Origin of the sequence: Hyphomicrobium sp. 99 (genome assembly GCF_000384335.2) — a bacterium.
GTDB lineage: Bacteria > Pseudomonadota > Alphaproteobacteria > Rhizobiales > Hyphomicrobiaceae > Hyphomicrobium_B.
Window position 1 is genome coordinate 3,975,441 of the sequence record NZ_KQ031382.1, and the last position, 24,492, is coordinate 3,999,932.

General features: G+C 62.5%; 12 protein-coding genes. 11 read left to right on the top strand and 1 reads right to left on the bottom strand.

Translation table 11 applies throughout. The features are described 5' to 3' along the window. The first annotated feature begins 94 nt into the window (after positions 1 to 94). A complete protein-coding gene (locus tag G359_RS19155) occupies positions 95 to 331 on the top strand; it encodes a hypothetical protein (protein ID WP_045837415.1) in 237 nt (78 codons plus the stop codon). Between the two features lie 20 nt (positions 332 to 351). Then, positions 352 to 1,809: a lipopolysaccharide biosynthesis protein gene (locus G359_RS19160; RefSeq protein ID WP_082073024.1), complete on the top strand. Its 1,458-nt coding sequence runs from the start codon at positions 352 to 354 to the stop codon at positions 1,807 to 1,809. Between the two features lie 95 nt (positions 1,810 to 1,904). On the opposite strand, the gene G359_RS19165 is transcribed toward G359_RS19160, so the two are convergent. Beyond that, the gene (locus G359_RS19165) at positions 1,905 to 2,624 is read right to left on the bottom strand and encodes a CAP domain-containing protein (protein ID WP_245280092.1); all 720 of its coding nucleotides are present in this window, start codon (positions 2,622 to 2,624) and stop codon (positions 1,905 to 1,907) included. 321 nt (positions 2,625 to 2,945) lie between these two features. Here G359_RS19165 and G359_RS19170 point away from each other — a divergent pair, with 321 nt between their 5' ends. The 9 genes from G359_RS19170 (at position 2,946) to G359_RS19215 (ending at position 24,465) form a co-directional block, all read left to right on the top strand. Next, the gene (locus G359_RS19170; RefSeq protein WP_045837417.1) at positions 2,946 to 4,127 is read left to right on the top strand and encodes a hypothetical protein; all 1,182 of its coding nucleotides are present in this window, start codon (positions 2,946 to 2,948) and stop codon (positions 4,125 to 4,127) included. A gap of 16 nt (positions 4,128 to 4,143) precedes the next feature. After that, complete coding sequence (locus G359_RS19175; protein WP_045837418.1) at positions 4,144 to 7,509, top strand: helicase HerA-like domain-containing protein; 3,366 nt, start codon at positions 4,144 to 4,146, stop codon at positions 7,507 to 7,509. A 723-nt stretch (positions 7,510 to 8,232) separates the two neighbouring features. After that, positions 8,233 to 10,749 carry a transglycosylase domain-containing protein gene (locus tag G359_RS19180; RefSeq protein WP_045837419.1) on the top strand — a complete coding sequence of 839 codons (2,517 nt, stop codon included), beginning with the start codon at positions 8,233 to 8,235 and terminating at the stop codon, positions 10,747 to 10,749. Between the two features lie 249 nt (positions 10,750 to 10,998). Beyond that, positions 10,999 to 13,395, top strand: a complete 2,397-nt coding sequence (locus tag G359_RS19185; RefSeq protein WP_045837420.1) for a hypothetical protein — start codon at positions 10,999 to 11,001, stop codon at positions 13,393 to 13,395. Between the two features lie 162 nt (positions 13,396 to 13,557). Continuing rightward, positions 13,558 to 14,133 (top strand): hypothetical protein, encoded by a 576-nt coding sequence (locus G359_RS19190; RefSeq protein WP_045837421.1) that lies wholly within the window; start codon positions 13,558 to 13,560, stop codon positions 14,131 to 14,133. 497 nt (positions 14,134 to 14,630) lie between these two features. Beyond that, positions 14,631 to 19,994 (top strand): alpha-2-macroglobulin family protein, encoded by a 5,364-nt coding sequence (locus tag G359_RS19200; protein ID WP_045837423.1) that lies wholly within the window; start codon positions 14,631 to 14,633, stop codon positions 19,992 to 19,994. A 45-nt stretch (positions 19,995 to 20,039) separates the two neighbouring features. Further along, the gene (gene pbpC / locus G359_RS19205; protein WP_371199081.1) at positions 20,040 to 22,370 is read left to right on the top strand and encodes a penicillin-binding protein 1C; all 2,331 of its coding nucleotides are present in this window, start codon (positions 20,040 to 20,042) and stop codon (positions 22,368 to 22,370) included. 79 nt (positions 22,371 to 22,449) lie between these two features. Then, positions 22,450 to 23,319 (top strand): protein-L-isoaspartate O-methyltransferase family protein, encoded by an 870-nt coding sequence (locus G359_RS19210; RefSeq protein ID WP_045837424.1) that lies wholly within the window; start codon positions 22,450 to 22,452, stop codon positions 23,317 to 23,319. A gap of 39 nt (positions 23,320 to 23,358) precedes the next feature. Then, on the top strand, positions 23,359 to 24,465 hold the full coding sequence (locus G359_RS19215; RefSeq protein ID WP_245280094.1) for an extracellular catalytic domain type 2 short-chain-length polyhydroxyalkanoate depolymerase: 1,107 nt from the start codon (positions 23,359 to 23,361) through the stop codon (positions 24,463 to 24,465). Positions 24,466 to 24,492 lie beyond the last annotated feature (27 nt).

Sequence of the window (24,492 nt, forward strand, 5' to 3'; positions counted from 1 at the left end):
GAACATCCGTGAAGCGGCAGCCTACGAATATGGCGTCAAACTTGCTTTTGCCAAATCCATCAACCTGGATTTAAGCCTTGAGTAGGACCTTACGATGGCCTTGCCGCTGCGTGCGACTGAGAACGCCGACCTGGACTTTACGCCTCCGCCCCAAGATCTCGGCGCGATGGCCGAAGTTCTCGAAGGAAAACACGGATCGTTCGCAGCGGGGATCGCCGACTTCTTCGCCCTCTATCATGGACAGCGCGGGGACGCCGGACGGTCATGGGCATGGACGGGGGTCGCTGAGCTTGTTCGTACACGCGAACGGGAACGCCTCGAAGGCATTTGAAAGACGGGAATTCACCCAACGTGAAGAGCGCGACAGCCGAGAAGCTTTGGCCGGCCGAAGCTGGCGCGCGCGACGAAGTTGCGGAAGCCACGAGCATCCCTTCTCCCCGCACGCCCTTGGCGATCACGCGAAATATCGCTTCCGGTCTTTTCAAACAAACAGCCAATCTCCTCGCCTCTGACGGTGAGCGCGAACGCACACAGCGCGACGCCATTCTGGCGTTCGCCGTTCGCGTTCTGAGCGCCGGTCTCCTCTATCTGACCCAGATCGTCCTCGCGCGCTGGATGGGCGGATCGGAATACGGCATCTACGTTGCGGTCTGGACCTGGGTCCTGATCCTCGGAGCGATGTCCCACCTCGGGCTCAACCTCGCCTCGATCCGCCTCGCACCCTCTTACCGCGAGACGAATGATTTCAAGCATCTGCGCGGCCTGATCTGGGGCGTGCGAATTCTGGCGCTCGGCAGCGGCACCATAGTGATGCTGCTCGGTGTGCTCGGCGTCTGGCTCTTGAGTAATCGCATCGAACCGCACTTCGTCTTGCCGATCTATCTCGCGCTCGTCTGCATCCCGCTTTACGCGTTGACCGACGTGCAGGATGGCATCGGACGCGGCAACGGCTGGATGAGCATCGCCCTCGTCCCGCCCTACGTGTTGAGACCGCTCCTGTTGCTTGGCAGTATGTTCGCAGCCAATCGCGCAGGCTTGCCGATGAACGCCGCGACGGCGGCGGGCGGCGCCATCGTCGCGACATGGCTCGCCGGATTGTTTCAGACGCTCTCGATCAACAGGCGCGTCAGCGCGACGATACCGGTTGCCGTTAGAGAAACCGACTTCCGGTCGTGGCTGACGATTTCCGCGCCGCTTCTCGTTATTCTGACGGCCGAGCTGCTGCTTCAGAATACCGACATCCTTGTCGTCTCGCGGTTCATGGCGCCAGCCGACGTCGGCATATATTTCGCCGCCGGCAAGACGATGGCGCTCATCATGTTCGTCCACTACGCGGTCGGAAGCGCCGTCGCCCATAAGTTCGCAGCCTTCCACGCACGTGGCGATCACGTCGGCTTGCGAACATTCGTGAGAGATTCCGTCAACTGGACGTTCTGGCCCTCATTTGCGGGAGCGCTCGCCATTCTCGCATTGGGAATGCCGTTGCTTTCGCTCTTCGGTCCGGGGTTCGGAGCAGGCTATCCGGTGATGTTCATTCTCGTCGTCGGCTTCCTGTTCCGATCGGCGATGGGACCGGCAGAATTCCTGCTCAACATGCTCGGCGAACAAAAACTCTGCGCAACCGTGCTGTTCTCTGCTGCGATGCTCAACATCGCGCTCAATGTCGCGCTGGTGCCGTACTTCGGGATGATCGGTGCGGCAACCGCAACCGCGTTCTCACTGATAGCCGCCGCATCGCTGAACGCCCTCGTCGTATGGCGACGCCTCGGCATCCAAATGCCGATCTGGAATAACCTGCCGAAGCTCTGATCATCTTCGGCGCTTGCGGCCGGCTCCGCGAAGCGGAGTCGCAAGCGCCAATCAGAAAAGAGTCGCAAGTACGAAGCTTCGACTCTTCTCTCTCCTCACATCGGCGAGCCGATGACGAGCGTCCAGAACGATTTGAATTCGGTTTTGGGATCTTGAACGAGGGCGATACCCATATGCTGGGCATCGGGCGTCAGAAGATTTTTGTTATGCCCAGGGCTCTCTTCCCAGCCCTTCAACACTTCGTTGAAATTGATCTGGCCCGTGCCGACGTTCTCGGCCGTCAGCCGTGCGTGATAGCCGGCGCGCTTGACGCGATCCCAGGGGTTTGAGCCGTCCGAACCGTAATGGGAGATGCGGTCCCACTTCGCGAGATCGCGCGAATGCGACTTGGCGGCTTCCGTCAGCTCCGGATTGAGCTTCAGCGGCTTCAGGCCATGCTGCTTGCGATACGCATTGATGAGATCGCGCGCCATTTCCGCATTGAGAGACGTGCGGGAATAGTCGCGATCGGACAGAACACCGGGAGCCGCTTTCTCGAACGTGCCCGAAGGCGCCTTGTCGAGTGAGGCGACCTTCACGTTGCGCGGCACCGAGGGTTCGCCCCCAAGACCGACGCTTTTGACTGCCGGCGAGAACGATGAAGACGGCGAGGGCGACGAGGCCAGCGACCCTGTCGTGTCCGGATCGGTAAATCCCGACGAGATGGATGAAGAACCCAGACTGCAACCCGCTAACGCGGTCGCGAGTCCAGCAGTGAGCACAACGCGATACATTTTGGCTACTCCCGGCACGAAAAGTGCGGCTCTTCTCAGCATTGCCGGAAATCCGTTAACTGGCCGTTAACGCTAACGAGTTGCGAATCACGCGTGACCTCGCGCCACCGCGCCCTATCAGAGCCACTCATTACGCTAGACCCCTCGCGAACTCGAACCCCTGCCCCGAGCGCCGATAATCGCCTCAATAACGTGTCGCGATTTTGACCAAGGCGCGGCGAAAGCCCGACACGGCAGCTGCGGGCGAGCATTTCGAGGGGATAGAACCGCTGTGGGTCAAATGCGGGCGGCCCTTGGAAGTACGGGATCAATCATCGAAGTTGTCGAGACAGCGCTTCTGATTCGCGCGGGGAGACTTATTCGATGAGTGCAGCCATCGAACAGACGGCCATGGGAAAAACCGAGCGGGGAGCCGCAGCCGGACCTTCGAACCATCTCGGAGTCCGCGATCTGCTGCTGTTGCGCATCGCAATCGGCGGAGCGACACGTGCCGATCTTCAGCGCGACGTCGCGCCCCTGCTCACGCCGCGAATCTCCGGCACCGAATTCCGCCAAGCCGCCGAACTGGCGCTGAGCACACTTGCAGGCTCGCAGTTGATCACTGAGGCGAAGGGCCGCCTGACGGCAAGCGCCAAAGGGCTGAGGGCGGCGGAAGGCCTGCTGACCTCTTCGCGCTCCTTTCCCGAGACATGGGCCGATGTGAAAACGGCGCTTGTCCTCGCCGCGCTCGGCGCCAACGACAGCCCTGCGGTCAGAAAGGCGATACAGCGCGCCGAAGGTCTGGCCGCACTCGTGTTGCAGCATCACTTCGGGAAATCGACATCGCGGGTTCTCTCACCCGCCGATTTGAGAGCCGAACTCGCAATCGTCGCCCTCGAACGCGCCTTCGGCAACAAAATAAAGACCGGCCTCGGTAAGGGCGCCGGGCTGCCGGCTAAGCCAGGGCGGCTTCTCGCCGGTCAGCTCTTCAAGCACCCGCGTGAGATCGCGAGCGACGGCAAACTGATCGTTGGACTGGCGTGCGAGATCGCTGGCTGCCGTGAACCCTCGTTGCCGGCTCTCGAACTCGCACTGCTGCGCGCGCTCATGGTGCCTAAGGACGAGGGCGCTGCCGTCGCCGCACCACCCGCGCGTGCACGCGCCGAGCCGCCGCAGCGACGGCCAGTGCGCGCGCCTGCGCCGAAACCCGCGAACGACCGCGCGCCGCTATCAGAGAAACAGCCATCGCTGTTCGAAGTTGTATCCCCTCCCGACATGCCCGAATTCTGTCGGGCTGTTGTCGATGCGGCACGACCGGTCGCGGAGGGCTGGCCAGGTAATCGGAAGGCGTTTATCTCTTTGGTATGGAAGGCGATTCGCAACGCGCGTCCCGACTGGGGTCTATCCGAGATTGCGTTCAAGGGAATGCTCGCGGAAGCCCACCGTTCAGGTCAGCTCGAACTCGCGACCGCTGATCTCAAAGACGGTCGCGACCTTAAATCGCTCGAGGACTCGAAGATCCTCTATAAGAACACTGTCTGGCACTTTGTGCGCGTTCAAGATTGAAGGCATTCCGTACGCAATGGGTGTTGAAGGCGCCTCCCTCAAGCCGACATTTGCTCCCTCGCTCGCTCCCGACAAGCTGAGCGAAGCGTTCGAGCATTCGATTACCTGGGAAGACGATCTCTGGCGCGCCGACCCCGTCGACGTGCCCGAGATCCACGCCAAGGCGCGCCTGAAATTCAACGAGCTTCTGACGACCGTCACGTCCGGCCGCGGCTATCACGTGCCGGATCGCATTCTGCTGTTCCACGGCCAATCGGGCGCCGGAAAAACCCATCTTTTGCGGGCTTTGCGCACCGACTCTCATCGTAGCGGCCAAAGCTACTTCGGCTACGCGCAGATGACGCCGGACGTGCAGAACTACGCCGATTTCTATCTGCGCCGCCTCGTGCACTCGCTCGAAAAGCCCTACGATCCGGATCGTTTCGGAGAGTCCGCGCTATCGCGTCTGACGAACCGGATGGTGCTCGATTCAGAGGTCATCTCGGCGGCAGACCTCGATAAGCTTCGCGACGCGACGCTCGACGACAAGCAGCTCGCCCAACTTATTCTCCGCCTCGCCGACCAGATCGTCGCCTGCGACAAGTTCCAGACGCGCGAGCTCGACATCAACATCGTGCGCGCGCTCCTTTATCTGCAGCGCCACGATCCGCGTATCGACCAGCGCGTCCGCCAATATCTCAACGGCCGCAAGCTGACGGCGATCGCGCACGAAGCCGTCAGCGCGCTTGATCCGAACGACGGCGAAGATCGCGCCTTCGAAATCATCGCCGCGCTTGGCGCACTCATCTGGACCGTCGATCGCGCCGCGCTCGTATTCTGCATCGACCAGGTCGAAGACCTGCGCTTCTTCGATAATGCCGAGGACCGCTTCCAGCGCGCCGTTCGCGATCTCATTCAGATCGCCAACCGCCTGACGAACGCGATCATCATCATCTCGTGCCTCGAAGACTTCTATGGACAAGTGCGCAGCCTCGTCGCGCAGTCCTATATCGATCGCATCGAGAAGTCCGGCCCGGTTCTCCTTCGCGAAAGCCGGACGCCCGAAGAGGCACGCCTGATCATCTCAAAGCGTCTCGCGCACCAGTCTGAGATCAGCGGCGGCGGCTTGAGCTTTCCTGACGCCTCGCAATTTTTCGGACCGCAGTTCTTCGAAGAATTCGGCGGCCTCTCGACGCGCCGCCTCTTGGAGCATGCACAGTCGCGCCTGCGCGAGGCGACATCGACAGAAGGTGACGAGCGCGAGCCCGAACCCGAAAGACCCTCGTTCATCTCGACGCTTGCCCAGGCCCTCGGCCAGGTGGTCGGCTTCGGCAGCCCGGAAGACGAAGCGCCCTCGTCTCTGTCCGCCGTGCAGTTCCGCGAGATGTGGGAACGCTTCGCCAACGAAAGCGAAGCCGAAATGCCGGCCGACGATCAGGAACTGGTCGACGTGCTATCGGCCGCCCTTTTGCTCGCTCGCGACGAATGGGGCCGTTCGATCGAAGTGACCGTAAAGCGGCTTGAGCTGGGCGACGACCTGCCGGCTTTCGACCTGACCGTCCGTCACCGCACTGGCTTCGCCAACGACGTGCGCGTCTTCCTCTGCAATCGCCCGACGCAGGGCGGCGGACTGAAGCGCCAGCTCGACAAAGTGCTGACGGCGATGCAGGGCAAGCCCTGCTTCATGCTGCGCGCCAGCGACTTCCCGCCGAACAAGAAGAACCAGACCGCACAGGCCTTCCGCAAATTCCGCGACGGCGGCGGACGTCAGCTGCTCGTGCCGATCCCCGAGTGGGAACGCATGATGACCGTGCGCGAGTTCACCGCCCATCACCGCGGCGACACGGGCATGGCGCAATGGCTCGAAGGCACGAAGCCGCTATCGAGCCTCATCTCGATCATTCACCTCTTGCGTCTCGATCTGCTCGGCCGTCCGGTACCGCGCCTCGTCGCCAAGAACATGGACGACCCGCAATCGACGCTGGACGGTTTCGACGCGGTCTCTGCCGAGCAGACGCGCGCCGCCCAACCGGCCGAAGGCGATAATGGCCTTGCGGCAAACGATGATGATCTGCCGATGTCCGTCATTCTCGACGAGGACGGCAGCTACGGCGCCAGCATTCTCGCAGGTGGCGAAAAGGGCAATCGCGGCCGCGCCGTAACGTTGAACAAGAGCGTGCTGAAGCGGCACGCTGCGTTCCTCGGCGGCTCCGGCTCCGGTAAAACCACCCTCGCGTTGTCGCTCATCGAGCAGCTGCTCCTGCGTGGCATTCCGGCCGTCCTGATCGACCGTAAGGGCGATCTCGCGAGCTACGCCAACCCGGACGTCTGGCGCTCGGACGAAAACGAGTCGGCTGAACGCCGAGCCGAACGCGAAAAGCTCGCCGACGCCATCGACGTCGCCGTCTACACGCCGGGCCGTGCCTCGGGCCGGCCGATCTCGATTACGCTCCTGCCGAACGGCATCAACGAATTGCCCGATCACGAGCAGCAGCTGCTCGCGAACCTCTCGGCCGCCGCCCTCGGCGAAATGCTTCACCTGAAGAACTCGGCGACGCACCAGAAGCAGTCGGGCGTTCTGGCCGTTGCACTGCGTATCTTGGGCTCGCTCTCGACGAATGAAGTAACGCTCGCCGACCTGATCCACCTTCTGGAAGACGAGCATCCCGAACTCACCGATCAGACGCAGCGTATGGACCCGTCGGGCAAGCTGCGCCGCGATCTCGTCGCCCAGCTCGACTCGCTCCGCCTCCGCAACGCCGCGCTTTTCGAAGGTGGCGGCGAAAGCCTGCGCATGGACAGCCTGCTCGGCCTCGGCAAGTACCAAAGGCCGAACCGCACGCGCCTGTCCGTCATCTACACAGGCTTCCTCGGCGACAACGAAAACATCCTGTTCTGGGTCTCGCAGTTCCTGTCGGAAGCGCTTCGCTTCTGTCAGCGTAACCCGAACGATGAACTGCAGGCCGTCGTCATGTTCGACGAAGCCGACCTCTATATTCCCGCGAACTCGAAGCCCGCGACGGCCGAGCCGCTGCAGAGCTTGCTGAAGCGCGCCCGCTCAGCTGGTCTCGGCATGATGCTCGCGACCCAGTCCCCGGGGGACCTCGATTACAAGAGCCGCGATCAGATCACGAGCTGGTTCATCGGCCGCGTCCGCGAAGACACGGCTCTCAGGAAGCTGAAAGCCGCCTTCCAGTCGGAATCGGGTCTCGATCCGGCCTCCGCGCTTCCAGGGCAGACGGTCGGCGAATTCCATCTCGTCCAGGAAGGCCTCGTCCGGTCGATGAAGGCACAGCGTTCGCTCATTGCTGCCGAGCAGGTCCCCTTCGACCGGATCGAGCAATTGGCTGCTGAAACCAGAGGCACCGACGAGAGGCAGCTTCGCCTTTTCGACCTCCGGTAAACTTCAATTCTCATTTCAAATCACGACATATTCCGTGATGGCGCCGCACCAGCAGTTGCCGCGCCAGACGCAATGTACGAATTATTTAACACCCCTAAGCGTCTGAAATAACGGAATTTTATACGATTTTCCGCGTGCTACTGAATAGCGTTAATTCTTTCGTTGCAAGACCGCCTTTTGTGTGATCCGTATTCTACGCTGCCGCGCACAAACGCATTGCAACCCCTGTCAAGTTTTTTTGCAAAGTTGTATTCTTCTAAAGTGTCGGGCTTGAGGGGTTTTGACCCGGCGGCGATAATTGGGGGCGGCTCCAATTAGCGGAATGAGGTGCGAGACCGAGGGGGCAAAACCGGTCGAAACATCAATTTAGGGCCGCGCGTAAACGTGGAGTGAACCTAAGAGTTCAGTGCGGGGTAAAGTGTTATGATGGCGAAACCGTTCGTCATGATGGTCGTTGCAACCCTCATCGGGCCTGCAGTCGGCATCGGACTTTTCATTCTGATGAATAATTTCTGAGCTTCCCGGACCTTCCTGCATTTCGCTGAAAGATCCAAGCTGCTTTAGCGTTGGCGGCATCGCTGCCTACGTGCGCCGTATATTTGCCGTATCTCGGAACGGAAGCCGCCTAGCCTTCGCTGAGTTGACGCCGCAAAGCCCAACTACAGTCTGATGCGTGGCCGCCGCCCATCCCGGCGATGGCAATAGCGCGGCTATGCGACAGCGATGTTACGTTTACTGCGGCATCTGACCGCTTTCGCGGAATTCTGTCTTTGGCTCCCGCGCACAGTCGTGCGCTGGCTCATGATGACCGTGGCTTTCAATCCGAAACTCGGTCCGCTCCGCCACGTTTTCACGGCCGCGTTCCTCTACATTCTCTTCGCCCTCATCCTCGTCTACGTCGCAGCGCCGATCCGCGGCTATCTCGGCGAGCTGTCCATGCACGACAAGCTCGGCTACGACGCCGAGCGGTGGCTGGCGACTGCCATCTACGATCCGAAGGGCAACTTCGTCGGCACATTCGATCCGCGCCTCGATAGCCTGCGCGACGTCAACTACACCGACAGCGCCATCGCCCTCGGCGACTACGTCGCGAACCCAGACCACAAATCCATTCCCGTACGCGAGGTGCCTGAACAATACTGGCGCTGCCTCTCTTATCATGAGGATCGCTACCTCGGCGGCCCACTCAATCCGTTCGGCATCGATCTCGTCGGCGTCCTGAAAATCCCGCTGACGACGATCACCCGCTCCATAGCATCGCGCCGCCCGAGCCTCGGTGTCGGCGGCTCGACATTGCCGATGCAGTTCGCACGCGTGATTTACAAAACGCCGCCAAGCCTCGGCGAGAGCGGCATCACGAAACTCCAGCGCAAGCTCGGCGAATGGTGGCTCGCGCCCGTCATCTATCGCGAGCTCACCCGCGGCGGCGACGACACGCTTCTGAAGCAGTGGGCGGCGAACCACATCTGGCTCGCACAAAGAACTGGCGGCCAGCCGCTCCACGGCGTGGAGGTGACGAGCCAGGTCGTCTTCGGCAAGGAAGCGAAGGACCTCTCGACCGCCGAGCAATTCGTCCTCGCCTCCGCCGTCAACAAGCCGATCATCCTGCTCGAAGGCAACGACCGGCTGAACGCCGTCCGCCTCGACCGCTGGCGTTACATCACGGAAGTCCGCGCGCGCACCTGCGCCGAGAAACTCATCACCGACGAAACTGAGCAGAAGAAGGTCGTCTTCGAGCTGATGGCGCTCGCAGGCGGCCCGCCCGATCCCAAGGTGAAGCCGAAACTCGAAGCCGCGCTCGAACGGTTCGCGCCCGGCGAGGTGAAACGCGCCGAGGCCAATCCCACGATCCGCGCCAATCTGCTTCTTCCCGCCGCCCGCTTCGGCATCCGCGAAGAAATGAAACAGAGCTACGGCTTCAGCTGGCGTGATTACGTGCGCGGCGTGACGACGACATTCGACATCGGCGAAAACCTCGCCTTCCGCGAAAAGATCGACAGTGAACTCGCCGCCCTCGACACCAAATGGACGTCACGCATCGACCCAGCCTTTACGCTCGATCCGAAAAGGGTGACGGCCGACAAGACGCTGCCGAACGTCATCGTCGTCGCGGCCGATGCGGACGGCAATATCGTGCGCTACTACGAGGCGGGAGAAACAGCCGCCTATTTCGGCTCACTGCCCGCTCGCCGCTCCGATGACGGCCGCTATGATCCGGCGCGCGAAAGCCGGCAGGTGGCGTCGACCGGAAAAATGCTCTTGGCCGTCGCACTCGCCAATCAGGGACGCGATACCGTCGACAGTCTCTATTCCGATCCGCAAGCACCTGCGCAGGGCCTCGATACCTGCGCCAAGGGTGGAAGCTCTGGCAACCGCAAGGCCGTCGTCGCCTTTGCCTGCTCACTCAACGCGCCGCTGATCAACCGTGGCGCACAACTCGGACAGACGCCGGTCAAACGCCTGATCGACGGCTTCGGCTTCACGATGCCCCCCGCCGCCGAACTTGGCGGGACGCCGCCTTCGACGGCCGTCGTCCTCGGTCAGATCGCTGGAGCGCCGCAGCGCGTTCAGTTCATGTCGAGCGTGATCCTCGCGTCGCTCATCGGACGCGGCACGAAACCGATCAAACCCCCGACGCTGATTGGAGCCTACGACTACACGCAGAAAGGCCAAGGCGGCGCCGGCATCACGGCCGAAGCTCGCCCGGCCATTATTCCGAAGTCGCTCATCCGGCCGAACGCGGTCTGGCTGATCCGCTCGCTTCTCGAAGCCCCGCTCTGTTATCAGACGGGCGGCCAATCCTATGGAACGCTGAAAAGCCTGAGCCACTGGTGCTCACGCCGCCGCGGCGACTTGCGGCTCCATTTCGCCAAGACGGGAACCTCCGTCTCGCTCGACCCGAACGCCACCGTCGATGCCTGGGCTTCCGGCGGCCTGCAGTTCGCAAATGGCGCGGCTTATTCCTACGTCGTGCTCGTCGGCACCGGCACGGCATCGAAGCCGTGGGCCCGCGATCTCCACGCCGCACAGATTGCAGCACCCCTTCTCGAGGTGCTCCTTCGCGATCTTGCCGATCACGCAAAATCGAACCCGCGCCGGGACTTCCTCCCCGCACGCCGGCCAACACCGGTCGCAAGTCTGAGCGGCGTTCCGCGAACGGTCGCCGAGGAAAGCGCGAAGGTAAGCGCACGCAACCGATCGCCGTCGGACGAACAGCTTCGCACTCTAACGGCGAACTAACGTTTGCCGTGATCCTCGGCTCCTTCCGGGGATGATGCTTGGAAGTAGGCACCGTCCACTCCACCCCACCGTCATCCCGGCGCAGGCCGGGATCCAGCCAAGCCCCGCAGGTTGCAAGTAACTCACCTCTTATTCATCTGCGCGCTGAAAATCCGCCAGCACTCGAACATGAGCGAGCCGCAGTTGCGACATTAAAAACGCGGACTGCGCGCGGAGTCTGCCCCTCTCACATGGGATGGGTTGGCGGTAATGAACCTGGAAGGTCCTGAACTCGGGCGCGGGACGGGCTCGATGCGCCTCTACGCCGATGCGCGCACCGACGACGCACCGCTTGCAGCCCCGCGCGACTGGAAGCGCCTCATCCTCATCATCGGCCTCGGCGCGCTGTCGTGGGTCGCGACCTACGTCGGCATGCTCGAACTGATCGAAGCCAACATGGGCGACCTGCCGCTCGTCCATCGCGTCATCGTCGGCTTCTCGGTCGCGATGTTGATGACGATGATCATCTGGCTGCTCGACCAGCTGTTTCGCCCGCAACCGTTCACGACGAAGCTCTTCTATGCAGCCGGCTACGTATTCCTATCGCTGATCTCGATCGGCTTCGGATTTGGCTTTTATTGGAAGGTTCTCGAAAGCCGGGGCGAAGCCTCCCGCTCGGCCGAGAGCGCCGTCAGCCAAGTGCAGAATTCCTTGCATGGCGCCGAAACGCGCCTCGAACAGCTTCAGGCGACGCTGACGCAGCTGACCCAAGTCTCGACCGACAAGGCAGAACTCGAACGCACGAAGGGAACGTCGTGCCCGAATTCGAAACCGGGCGACGGACCCCGCCGCAAAATGCGCGAAGACGACGCGCAGCGTTTCTCGTTTGCGTCCGACTTCGTCAAAGGCCGCGTCAGCGCCGTCAAAGGCGACATGCAAGCACTGAACGGCGACTTGGCGAAAATCGTCTCGGCCGACGCATCGACCTTCGATCCCAAAACCGGAACGCGCAACGAATTCATGCGCGCACTCGGCCGCAAGCTCGACCTGACGGCGACAGGCTTCAACGCCTTTCGCACCGATCCGCAGCTTCGCCAAATCCGCTCCGACCTCGCTGACCGCGCCGAGCGCACCACATTCGGCGAAGGCAAGAACGGCTCGATCACTTGCCCCGATCCTCAGTTGCAGATGGCGCTTCGCGGCGTTGTCAAAGCCATCGACCAGCTGCCCGAGTTGCAGAAACCCGAAATCGCGGCCGTCGAAGGCTCGGAAGCGACCATCGAAGCCTTCCGCCGCCTGACGACGACCTTCTACGGATTGCTGTCGTTCAAAATGCCGCCTACCGCCGACGAGCTGCGCGAATTGCAGAAGAAAGCCATTCAGTCTGTCGAAAATCCCGACGCCGAAGCCCGCGCCTCGCACTTAAGCGCCGACGATCTAACCGCAGGCCTTTCGAAGCGCGACTATGTTCCGCTCGCCGTCGCCCTTTTCGTCGATCTCTGCCTGTTTCTCGTCTCGATGGGGCAGCGTGCGGGAGGCCGCCTCGACGGGCTCGTTCCGAAAATGCAAGCCGCCGAGCGCGGACCGGTCATCGAGATCCTGTCGCGCTTCAACGACATTCATCGCGACAAACAAATCCGCGAGAACTTCGAGCTGTTCCGGCACGTCGTCTTCGACATGAACGGAGACTACTACGTCGCCGTGCCACTCGACGCGCCGCCCCGCATGAATCCGACCGAACGCGAAAACCTGCGCGTCGAAGCGCAGCTCCTGGCCAATCTGTTCGCCAGCTTCGAGAAGGAAAAGATCTTCAAGCGCACGCTGCTGCCCATTACGAGTAGCATCCAGAAACGCCTGAAACGCCAGGGCTCGAAGTTCGCAGGCTCGGAATCATTCCGCGTCTACAAGTTCACGAACGGGGCTTGGTCGGACATCATCCTCGGCGCCGTCATGGGAGCCGCACGCCGCGCCGAGCGAAGCGATGCCGCCAACCATCGCTCCGGAAGACGCGATGCAATGCCGTCGCCGCAGGCAACGGAAGCGTCGTCTCCCGAATTGCCGCCTTCCCCCGTCGATGATCGCGATGAGCCGAGAGCCGCCCCGATTTTCGAACGACCCCTGCGCACCAATCGATCGAACCTAGCGATCGATCCCGAGCATGCCGCCCGTTTCGGTCCCTATGCCGAAGCCTATCGGCCCGAACCTGACTTGCCGCCGCAAGCGCCGCGCGTCCGCCGTCCCCCACCGAAGCCCGATCCTGAAGCGGACGTGACCGTCAAAGCAGCCAACAGCAACACCATTCAACCGGAGCCCATCGCGCCGCCGCCCCTACCGGAATTTCGCCCAGCGACCGTCGTCACCATCCCACGCAACCCGCAGCCGCGGAGCGAACCGCAGGACGCCGCACCCGTTCTCTCGGAACCGCGCACCAGCGTGACGCTGCAGCGGGAAACCGCGACATTTTCTGTGCCCGTCAGTGAGGCGGTCATGCCGCGCTCTCTGGAAGCCGCGATGCGTAGATTTGACGGGCGCTGGACCGAACTGGAAAGCGATCGCCAAGAGTCCCTCGAGGCCAGTGAACAAGCCCCGGCCTTGAGCGCAGAAATGCAGCTTTCTGAAGACGATAGAGCCCTTATCCGGCGCATAGCGCCACCGGCCGCCGAATGAAAAAGACTTGGAAAGAAAAACGGATAACGCCGTTCGCCTTAAATCGAACCGACCAGCAACGCTTGTTTAACATTCTTCTTGGCTTAATGGGCCGGCCGAATGCCCAGCGGGGGGCAGTTCGAAATTCCGATTTTTTGTCGGCTCAAGATGGGAAATTCATAAATGCGCATCGCTTCGCCTTCGCGTCTCATGATGGTGGCTCGAACGGACAAGGAAGCACGTCTCAAGGACTTCGTTGTGGATGGTCTCGCTTCCCACGACGAAGGCCCGGCCGATACCAAGTGCTTGACTGTTTTCGTTCGCAATCCCGATAGCCCAGTCGCGCGCGCGCTCTGCGCCGCCTGGTCCGAAGGCCGTATCGACGATACGCGGATCAAAATTTTGATCTGCGATACGAACTCTGAAGAACCGGCAGCCGCTGCACTGTTCGATATTGCTAACGCCGAATTCCGCGTTCTCGCCGACCCGAGCTTCAGCTCCGCTCACGAACAGCTCGTCGTTGGCGAAAAGTCTGTCTGGATTGGCGATTGCCTTCGCCGCGATCCCACGAAGCGCGACGCCTTCGAGCTCTATCATCCGAACGAAACCGCCACTGCCGTTTTCGCGACGGCATCCTTCGAAAAACTTTGGGTGCGCGGCCGCCCGCTGAAGCCGTTGGCAGTGCAAACCGTCGCGCCCGAAATCATCGCCGTACAATCCGGCGAGCAGGACGCATTGCCCCGCAATCCCCGCCACTGACGGCGAGCAGTTCGATTTAATCACACGCAATGTCATCCTCGGGCTCGTCCCGAGGATCCATTAAGCAGCAACCTGTGCTGACCGGTGGATCCCCGGCTTTAGCCCGAGGATGACATTGCTGTTTGCATCACCCGTCATCCCGGCAAAGTGCAGCGCATTCGCTTTTGCGGTCAGCACTGATAGAACCGCGTCTACGGTTTTGTTGAAGCTTGTCTGGGTGCTGGCCTCCGCCGGTATGACAGACGTGGTGCGCCGCGCACAACTTATCCCCGCCTTTTCGCACCGTGATAATCTCTATACGTGCATTCGCGGAAAAAGGGCGCAAGAACGCGCAAAGAGCGGAATTTCCGAAATTGCCGCCGCGCTTCGGCCCTTGGCCCCTGATGGGCTTTGAACCTGCCGCAAAATAGCGATACTCCGCCTCGGGCTCAGCCGAGGTGCAAATGTGTGCCACGCGAAGCCCCGGTCGTCAGGCACTCACATAGGATGCCACCCCCATGCACTTTATCGCGCGCCTTGCCGTGTTTCTCGCTCTCGCACTGGCAACAGTCTCGAACGCCGTTGCTACCGAAAAGCCGTTCTTGCACCAAGGCATTGCCGCCGATGCGAAACGCTACGAAACCTATCTCAAGACCAACTGGAAGCCCGACGGCAAGACGCCCGCCGCGCTGAAGTCCGAAGCGGAAAAAGTGTTCGCCACGGACCCGCGCGCTGCTTCGCGAGCACTCGCCAACGCGGTCGCCGTCGATGAGAAGGATTCGAACGCCTGGACGCGCCTCGCCGAAGCCCTGCTCGCGATAAAGCCCGATCCCGATAAAGGTGGCGAACGCTACGATCTGCCGATCTACGCTTCCGGCGCCGCCTATCGCGGCTATCAACGCGCAACCGACGACGCGCAGAAAGCCCACGCCCTTTTCGTTCTCGGCCGCACACTCGAAGCGCGCTCCTACTGGCGCCCGGCACTCGATGCGCTGAGCTTGAGCCTCGCACTCGCGGATGATCAGACGACGCGCGAAATGTACGACCGCCTCCGCGGCGAGTACGGCTTCCGCATGACGGACTACAAGACCGACAACGACGCGACGCCCCCCAGGCTTTGCCTCCAGTTCTCGGAAGATCTCTCGCGCACGCAAACCGACGTCGCGAAGTTCATCTCCGTTGGCGGCAAGGATCCGCAGAACCTGGTGCAGGATGGCAAACAGCTCTGCCTCGAAGGCCTGAAGCACGGCGAGCGTTACGAAGTCCAAATTCGCGCGGGACTTCCCTCCGACATCGGCGAGACGCTGCTCAAAACCGCAAACATCGCCGTCTACGTGCCGGACCGGTCGGCCTCCGTTCACTTCGGCGGTAAAGCCTACGTGCTGCCCTCGCGCGGACAGCAAGGCATCCCCGTCCTCACGACCAACACGAGCAAGATCGACGTCGAGGTCTACCGCATCGGCGACCGCAGTCTCGCGACCACGCTCCAGTCCGGCGACATGGCGCGCCAGCTTTCGAGCTACGACGTCGACAACATCCGTGATCGCTCCGGCATCAAGGTCTTCCAAGGCCAAATGGATATTGCCGCGAAGCTCAACGAAGAAGTCTCAACCGCAGTCCCAGTAACGGACGCGACGGGCAAGCTCGAGCCCGGCGTCTATGTCATGGTCGCGAAGCCAACCGAGAAGCAGAAGGAAGAGAGCTACGAACGCGCAACGCAGTGGTTCATCGTTTCCGATCTCGGCCTGACTGCTTTCACCGGTAACGACGGCATTCACGCGCTCGTCCGCTCATTGACCGAAGCGACCGCCGTCGCCGGAACCTCGGTGAGACTGATCGCGCGCAACAACGAAGTGCTCGCAACCGCGACGACGGACGAACGCGGCTACGCAAAGTTTGACGCAGGCCTTACGAAGGGCGAAGGCGGCACCGCGCCCGCAATCCTCGTCGCCCAGAAAGGCGAGGGCGAATACGCCTTCCTCGATCTGACGCTCAACGCCTTCGACCTCTCCGACCGTGGCGTTCAAGGCCGCGACCCGTCCGGCCCCGTTGACGCCTATGTCTACACCGAGCGCGGCGTCTACCGCGGCGGCGAAGACGTAAACGTCACCGCGCTCATCCGCGACCAGTTCGGCAAGTCATCGTCCGTGCCGACGACGCTGATGGTCTTCCGCCCCGACGGCGTCGAGCAGACGCGCCTCGTGATGAACGATCAGGGTCTCGGCGGCCGCGCGCTTGCCGTGCCGCTCGCAAAAACCGCGATGACCGGAACGTGGCGCCTCCGCCTCTATATCGACCCGAAAGCCGAGGCGATCGCCGAGAAGAGCTTCCTCGTCGAAGACTTCGTGCCTGAACGCCTCGATATGACGCTCTCGGCCAACATCCCAGCACTGACGCCCGACGAAAATCAAACGATCAATGCTGACGGCCGCTATCTCTACGGCCCACCCGCTGCCGGTCTCGGCATCGAAGGCGAAGTCGTCGTCAAAGCCTCGAACAAGCCCGTCGCTGGCTACGCCGGTTACGTCTTCGGACAAGCAGAGGAACTGGTGAACCCGGCGCGGCAGCCACTGGAATCAAGCCTCGCGATGGACAAGGACGGCAAGGCTGCGATCCCGATCGTCCTGCCGCAAATGCCGAAGACGCCGAAACCGCTCGAAGCCGCGATCACCGTCAAACTTCGCGAGGACGGCGGCCGCACCATCGAGCGCAACATCACGCTGCCCGTCGATCTGAAGCTCGAGCGCATCGGCATCAAGCCGCTGTTCGAAAACTTCACTGCCGCCGAGGATCAGAACGCCGAATTCGAAGTCGTGCTTCTCGACGCCAACAGCAAACCGGCAGCGAGCAACAACCTCACCTGGACGCTGACGCGCCTCGACACGAACTGGCAATGGTATCGCCGCGACGGATCGTGGACCTACGAAGCCGTCACTGTGAAACGCAAGATCGGCAGCGGCGCGCTCGCCGTTACCGCTGACGGCGCCGCGAAAATCTCGCAGCCCATCCAGTGGGGCCGCTATCGCCTCGACGTCGCCTCCAACGACGCCGACGGCCCGGCTTCGAGCGTGCTCTTCAACGCCGGCTGGTACACGGCAGGCGAAAACGTCGATAGCCCCGAGCAGCTCGACGTCGCGCTCGATAAGGACAGCTACAAATCCGGCGAGACCGCGAAGCTGCGCATAGCGTCGAAGCTCGGCGGCAAGGCGCTCGTCACCGTGCTCGGCACCAGCCTGCACCTGATGAAGGAAGTCGACATCGCCAAGGGCGGCGGTGAAGTCGAAATCCCGATCTCCGGCGAATGGGGCCCCGGCGCCTACGCGACGGCTATTCTCTATCGCCCGATGGATGAAACGCAGAAGCGCATGCCGAGCCGCGCCATTGGCGTCCGCTGGCTGCCGATCGACCAGAGCGGCAAGCATCTGAAAGTTGCCGTGACGCTTCCGGAGAAGGTGAAATCCGGCAGCACACTCACCGTGCCGCTGAAGGTGGAGGGCCTCGCGCCAGGCGAAGACGCACGCGTCGTCGTCGCGGCGGTCGACCTCGGCATTCTCAATCTCACGCGTTATGAAACGCCAGCGCCCGAGAAATATTTCTCGGAGCAGCAGAAGCTCGCGTTCGAAATCCGCGACTTCTACGGCAAGCTGATCGACGGCATGCGCGCCGATCGCGGCAAGCTCCGTTCCGGCGGCGATGGCGGCGCGGCACTGCAAGGCAACCCGACGGTCGAAACGGTCGTGTCGCTCTTCTCCGGTCTCGTCCAGGTCAAGGAAGACGGCACAGCGAACGTCGAATTCGAACTTCCCGACTTCAACGGCACCGTCCGCGTGATGGCCGTCGCTTGGAGTAAGGACAAGGTCGGCCACGGCTCCGGCGATCTGATCGTGCGCGATGCGGTGGCACTGACCGTCGCCGTGCCGCGCTTCATGACGCTCGGAGATGAAATCAATCTCGGATTCTCCATCCACAACGTCGACGGCCCCGCCGCGCCTTACAAGCTCGCACTTTCCAAGAAGGAAGGCGACGACACCAACGAGACGCTGACGCCGATCGCCGACAAAACGATCGACATCAAAAACGGCGAACGCACGTTGCAGCGTATCGCATTCAAACCAACGGATCTCGGTGCTCTGACACTGAAAGCCGTCGTCACCGGCCCGAACGATATTCGCGTCAAGCGCGAGATGACGTTCCAGGTCTTGCCGCCCGCTGGCGATATCAAACGCACGACGATCTCGTCGCTGAAACCCGGCGGCAAGCTGCTGGTGACGCGCGATCTCACGCAGGATCTGATCCAGTCGCGGACGCGCATCAACCTCTCGGTCGGCCCGGCAGCGCGTCTCGACGTGCCCACGCTTCTCGCTCAGCTCGACCGCTATCCCTACGGCTGCGCCGAGCAGACGGTGTCGCGCGCGATGCCGCTCGTCGTCGCCAACGCGGTCGCCGCGCAAATCGGCCTCGCCGAGGACAAGGCGCTGAAGGAACGCGTGCAGGGCGCAATCGCCCGCGTCTTCGAGATGCAGGACTCGACCGGCGCCTTCGGCGTGTGGGGTCCCTCATCGACAGACCTCTGGCTGACCGCCTACGTGACGGACTTCCTCACGCGCGCCAAGGAAGCGAAGTACGACGTGCCGCGCGAGGGCTTCAATCGCGCCCTCGATAAACTGCAGAACTTCATCGCCTATGCTTCCGACTTCGAGAAGGGCGGCGAGGACCGCGCCTACGCGCTCTATGTCCTCGCTCGTAACGGCCGTGCGCCGGTCGGCGATCTCCGCTACTACGCCGACGAACGCATCGGACGCTTCTCGACGCCGCTTGCCAAAGCGCAAGTCGGCGCCGCGCTCGCGATGATGGGCGACAAGGAACGCGCCGAACGCACGTTCGCCGCCGCCCTCGCAGCTATGCCGGACACACCGGATAGCGGCTATCGCAGCGACTACGGCTCGACACTTCGCGATGGTGCAGCGCTCGTGACGCTCGCCGCCGAAACCGGCGTCGCACGCGACATGCAGCCGAAGCTCGCGACGGTCATCGCCAAAGCCTACGAGACGCGCAGCTATACCTCGACGCAAGAACAGGCATGGATGCTGCTCGCGGCAAAAGCGCTGAACGACGAGGTGAAGGCAACGACGCTGTCGATCGACGGCAAACCCGTGAACGGTCCGCTGCTCAAAGGCCTGAAGCCTGCGGAACTGAAAGACGGCACGCTGACGATCACCAACAACGGCGACACTGCCGTCGATGCCGTGATCTCCGTCATCGGCGCCGCGTTGACGCCGGAGCCGCCCGCCTCGAAAGGCTTCAAGATCGAACGTCAGGCCTACGCGCTCGACGGCAAGAAGGTCGATCTGGCGAGCCTCAGCGGCGGCAAGGCTCAGGTCAAGCAGAACGATCGTTTCGTCATCACCGTCAAGGTGACCTCCGACGAACCGGCTGGCCGCGTGATGGTCGTCGATCGCTTGCCCGCGGGCTTCGAAATCGAAAACCCGCACCTGATCGACAGCGGCGCGATCTCCGGCCTTTCGTGGCTGAAATCGACGGCTGATCCCGAGCACACGGAATTCCGCGATGATCGTTTCGTTGCGGCCTTCAACTTCTCCAACGTGCGAACGACGGCCGAGACTTCGAACGGCGACAACGGCAGCTCGGTCGAGGGCGTTGACCAGAACTCGGTCGAAGTTCCGGACGATGGCTCGGTCGTGCTGCCCGACGGCACGGCACAGAAGAAGCCGCAAGCCGTGACTGCGACGCTCGCCTACATCGTCCGCGCGGTAAATCCCGGCACGTTCGTTCACCCCGCGGCGACGGTCGAAGACATGTATCGCCCGGAGCGCTACGCCCGCTCCGCCGCTGGTCAGCTCACCGTCTCGGCAAAGGAGTAACGCGACGTGGGGCTGGGTCTACGCGTGAAAGGCATCAGGTTTTGGATGTCCCAATCCTCCCCCCGCAAGGGGGAGGGCCGGAGCGGGGGTGATGATCAGGTTGTGCCCCCAACATCAGCCACTCTCCTCCGGCGATTCTCAGATTTTCTTCGCCTCCCCCTCTTCTCCCCTCCCCTTGACGGGGAGGGGTCGGGGGTGGGGTGCAGCCCGAGCAAGATCCCCCCACCCCTAACCCCTCCCCGCGGAGGCGGAGGGGAATCTGTCCGGCAATTCACGATCCGCCGCATCGCCATTGCCGCGAGCGTTTCGTTGCTCATTTCCGCAGGCGGCGCATACGGCCTCTATCTCAAAGCTTTCGCCGACGCCGGACCGCTGCCGCTCGAGCAAGCGAAAGCCGTATCGGTCACTGTCATCGACCGCGACGACCGTCTGCTACGCGCCTTCACGACGACCGAAGGCAAATGGCGCCTGCCTGTCGATCCGAAGGACGTCGATCCGCATTATCTGAAAATGCTCTTCGCCTTCGAAGACAAACGCTTCTACAGCCACCATGGCGTCGATCCGAAAGCCGTAACGCGCGCCGTGCTCCAGATGCTTCGTCACGGCCGCCTCGTCTCCGGCGGCTCGACGCTGACGATGCAGGTCGCGCGTCTACTTGACGGCAAGCACGAGCGCACAGCCGGCGGCAAGCTCCGCCAGATGGCCCGCGCCGTCGAACTCGAACGCACGCTCTCGAAAACCGAGATCTTGAAACTCTACCTCCGTCTCGCGCCGTTCGGCGGCAACCTCGAAGGTGTGCGAGCAGCATCGCTCGCCTACTTCGGCAAGGAGCCGCGACACCTGTCACTCGGAGAATGCGCGCTGCTCGTCGCGCTCCCGCAATCGCCGGAAATGCGCCGTCTCGATCGCAATCCCGAAGCGGCTCGCCGCGCCCGCAATCGCGTGCTGACACGCGCGGCGGCAGCGCATGTCATCACTGTCGCCGAAGCCGAGCGCGCAAAAGCCGAACGCATCCCGGCCGTTCGCTACGCCTTCCCGATGCTCGCGCCGCATCTCTCTGAAACGGAAGTGGCTGCGCATCCGGCCGAGAGCGTCATCAAGCTGACGCTCGATCGCCCTCTACAGCAAAATCTCGAACGGCTTGCGCGAGAGCACGCGCGCACGATCGGCGACAATGTCTCGACGGCCATCATCGTCGCTGACCACCAGACGGGCGAAATCCTCGCGGAAGTGGGCTCCGCCGATTACATGGACGCGGCGCGCCACGGCGCCGTCGATATGGCGACCGCCGTCCGATCTCCCGGCTCGACGTTGAAGCCCTTCATCTACGGCCTCGCATTCGAAGCGGGCCTCGCCCATCCCGCGACGCTCATCGAAGATCGGCCCGTGCGCTTTGGAACCTACGCGCCGAAGAATTTCGACGAGGGCTACCACGGCACCGTCTCGATACGCGAAGCGCTCGAACAATCGCTCAACGTGCCGGCCGTGCGCGTGCTCGCCCGCGTCGGACCAGGAAAACTCGCCGGACGCTTCCGCCGCGCCGGCGTGACGGCCCGCTTCCCCGATAAATCCGAGCCGACGCTCGCGATGGCGCTCGGCGGAACCGGCCTGACGCTCGAAGAGCTGACACAGCTCTACGCAGGCTTGGCGCGCGGCGGCGACGGCATCACGCTGACGCATCGCTATGATCAGCGGGGCAAGATCTGGGGAGCAACGCACGCCAAGCCGCTCGTCAACGCGCACCGCCTGATGTCGCCTCTCGCCGCCTGGTACGTGTCGGACATTCTGAAAGATGCTCCGCCCCCGCTCAACGCCAAGGGCGGCCGCTTCGCTTACAAGACCGGAACGTCCTACGGCTATCGCGACGCCTGGGCCATCGGCTTCGACGGCCGTTATGTCGTCGCCGTGTGGGTTGGACGTCCGGACAACTCATCCATTCCGGGATTGATGGGCCGGAGCGCCGCCGCGCCGATCCTGTTCGACGCATTCGAGCGCCTGCCCGGACCGCGTACGCCGCTTCCCGGCGCACCCGCCAACGTCATCAAGGGAACGAACGCCGACTTGCCCGCGCCGCTCAAGCGCTGGCGCGACCCGAGCGACGATCCGGCCGCCGGTAAATTCCTGGAGCCGCCCGTGTTGATCTCCTTCCCGCCGGATCAATCCGAGATCGCCGAAACCGATCTCGACGGCGAGCCCCTTGTGCTCAAGGCCGACGGCGGCGCCCTGCCACTCACCTGGCTCGTCGACGGCAAGCCCATTCAGTCCGACGCCCACACGCGCGAAGCCACATGGCAGCCCGCGAGCGCGGGCTTCGCCAAACTCACGGTGATCGATGCCAATGGCCGTACCGACCGCGCCTTTATCAGGCTAAGGTAGCCCACGCCGCAGGCGGAGCGACGGCCGTCCCCGCGTTGGCCTTCCTCCGCAGAGACGGTAGCGTTGCCGGGAGCTTGAGATGAAACTCGCCGAGGTGCGTCGCCTCTTCGCGCGCGAGATGCTGGCCATCGCAGGCGTGACCGGTAACGAACGGCTCGAAAACGCCTTCGCCCGCGTGCCGCGCGAAAAATTTCTGGGCCACGGCCGATGGCATATTTTGACGCCGTGGTCGCATCAAAACGTCGACGAGCAAGATCCCGCCGTCGTCTACCAGGACGTCGTCATCGCGCTGGACGAGGAACGCGGCGTCAACAACGGCAGTCCCTCGCTGCACGCACACTGGCTCGACGTGGTCGCTCCGCGCCCTGGAGATCGCGTGGCGCACATCGGCGCGGGAACCGGATATTATTCCGCTATCCTGTCGGAGCTCGTCGGGCCTGATGGGCGCGTGACGGCAGTTGAATACGACTCCGGTTGCGCCGAGAGGGCGCGAGAAAACTTGTCCTCCCGCCGGAACGTCGATGTCGTCCACGCCAACGGCTGCTTCTGGCCCGAAAAAAAATCCGATGTCGTGTACGTGAATTTCGCGATCCCCCGTCCGGCCGACCCTTGGATCGAAAATCTCAAACCCGGCGGCCGGATGATCTTCCCCCTCGGCATCCCGAACTCGACGCGCTCGCACGGCCGCTCGTTGAATGGCGTCGGCATCGCGGCAACGCGTCTCGAAAAGGGTTACGCGGCATCGTCGGCCTGGCCGGTCTCATTCGTTTTCGCGGAAGGACTGACGCCGGAACCCGGAAACGACGAAATCAGGAATTTGTATCGCAGCCTCAGAAACGGCGGATGGGACGATGTAAAAAGTCTCGTTTGGAAGCAGCCGGTTGATAGTGCAAACTGCTGGTACGTTGGGCCCGATTGGTCCCTCTCCTACAGCGCCGTTGCACCTTAAGCATTTTTCTCTCGTCGCATATTTGGAATTCGAGCACCCATGAGACGCCACCGCGCCGCAACTCCAAAATGTGTGCTGATGCTCGTCGTGAGCGTTTCGTCTCTGGCGTCGGGCGGCTGCAACGAAACCGCGCAAAAAGAAGTGGCATCCGTCCGGACACTTCCTGCACTCGGCGCAAAGGTCGATGAAACATCCGTCTCGGGCATTTCATCCGGCGCCTACATGGCCGGACAATTCCAGATGGCGCACGCCAAACGCGTTGCGGGCGCCGGTATCATCGCGGGCGGGCCCTACGGCTGCTCCGAAAGCATCTTCGCCGGAACGCTTCCGGGCACTGGAACGGCGCTCCTGAACCTCAGCAAAGCCGTCAACGGCTGCATGCTCGACCTTCTCGGCGTCTGGGGTGTCTCGGACCCGCAAGAGCTTGCGGCGAAGGCCAAGGAACGCGCAGACAAAGGCGAAATCGATCCGATCGCCGACGTCGTGCGAGACCGCATCTATCTCTTTACCGGAACCTCGGACCACACCGTCGCGCCCTCGATCGTCCAGCACGCGGCAACGTTCTACGAAAAACTCGGCGTCCCCCAATCGAACATCGAACTCGTCTCAAACGTGCCCGCCGGCCACGCCTTCGTGACGGATGGCGAAGGCAGCGCCTGCGGAACCTCAGGCGAGCCCTACGTCGTCAATTGCAATTACGATCAGGCTGGCGCGCTGCTGAAACAGATCTACGGGAACCTCGAGCCGCGCGCAGCGACGCCCGGCGGCGATTTCATCGTTTTCGATCAACGCCCGTTCTTTCCGCGAGACGACAGCGCCGGACTTGCCGAAACCGGCGTCGTCTACGTTCCGAGGTCCTGCAAGGAGCAACCGGGCTGCCGCGTTCATATCGCCTTCCACGGCTGCTCGCAGAATCGCGAGGCCGTCGGCGACACGTTCATCAAGGAATCGGGCTTCGCCCGATGGGCTGATACGAACCGCTTCATCGTGCTTTTTCCACAGACGGCGGGTTCCTCTATAAACCCGCAAGGCTGTTGGGATTGGTGGGGTTACACGGGACCGCAGTACCTCACGCGTGATGCGCCGCAGATTGCCGCAGTGAACCGTATGCTCGATGCCTTGCAAGCGCCCGGAGGAGGCGCATAAACCTCGCCGGTGAGTTCGAAAGCCGCC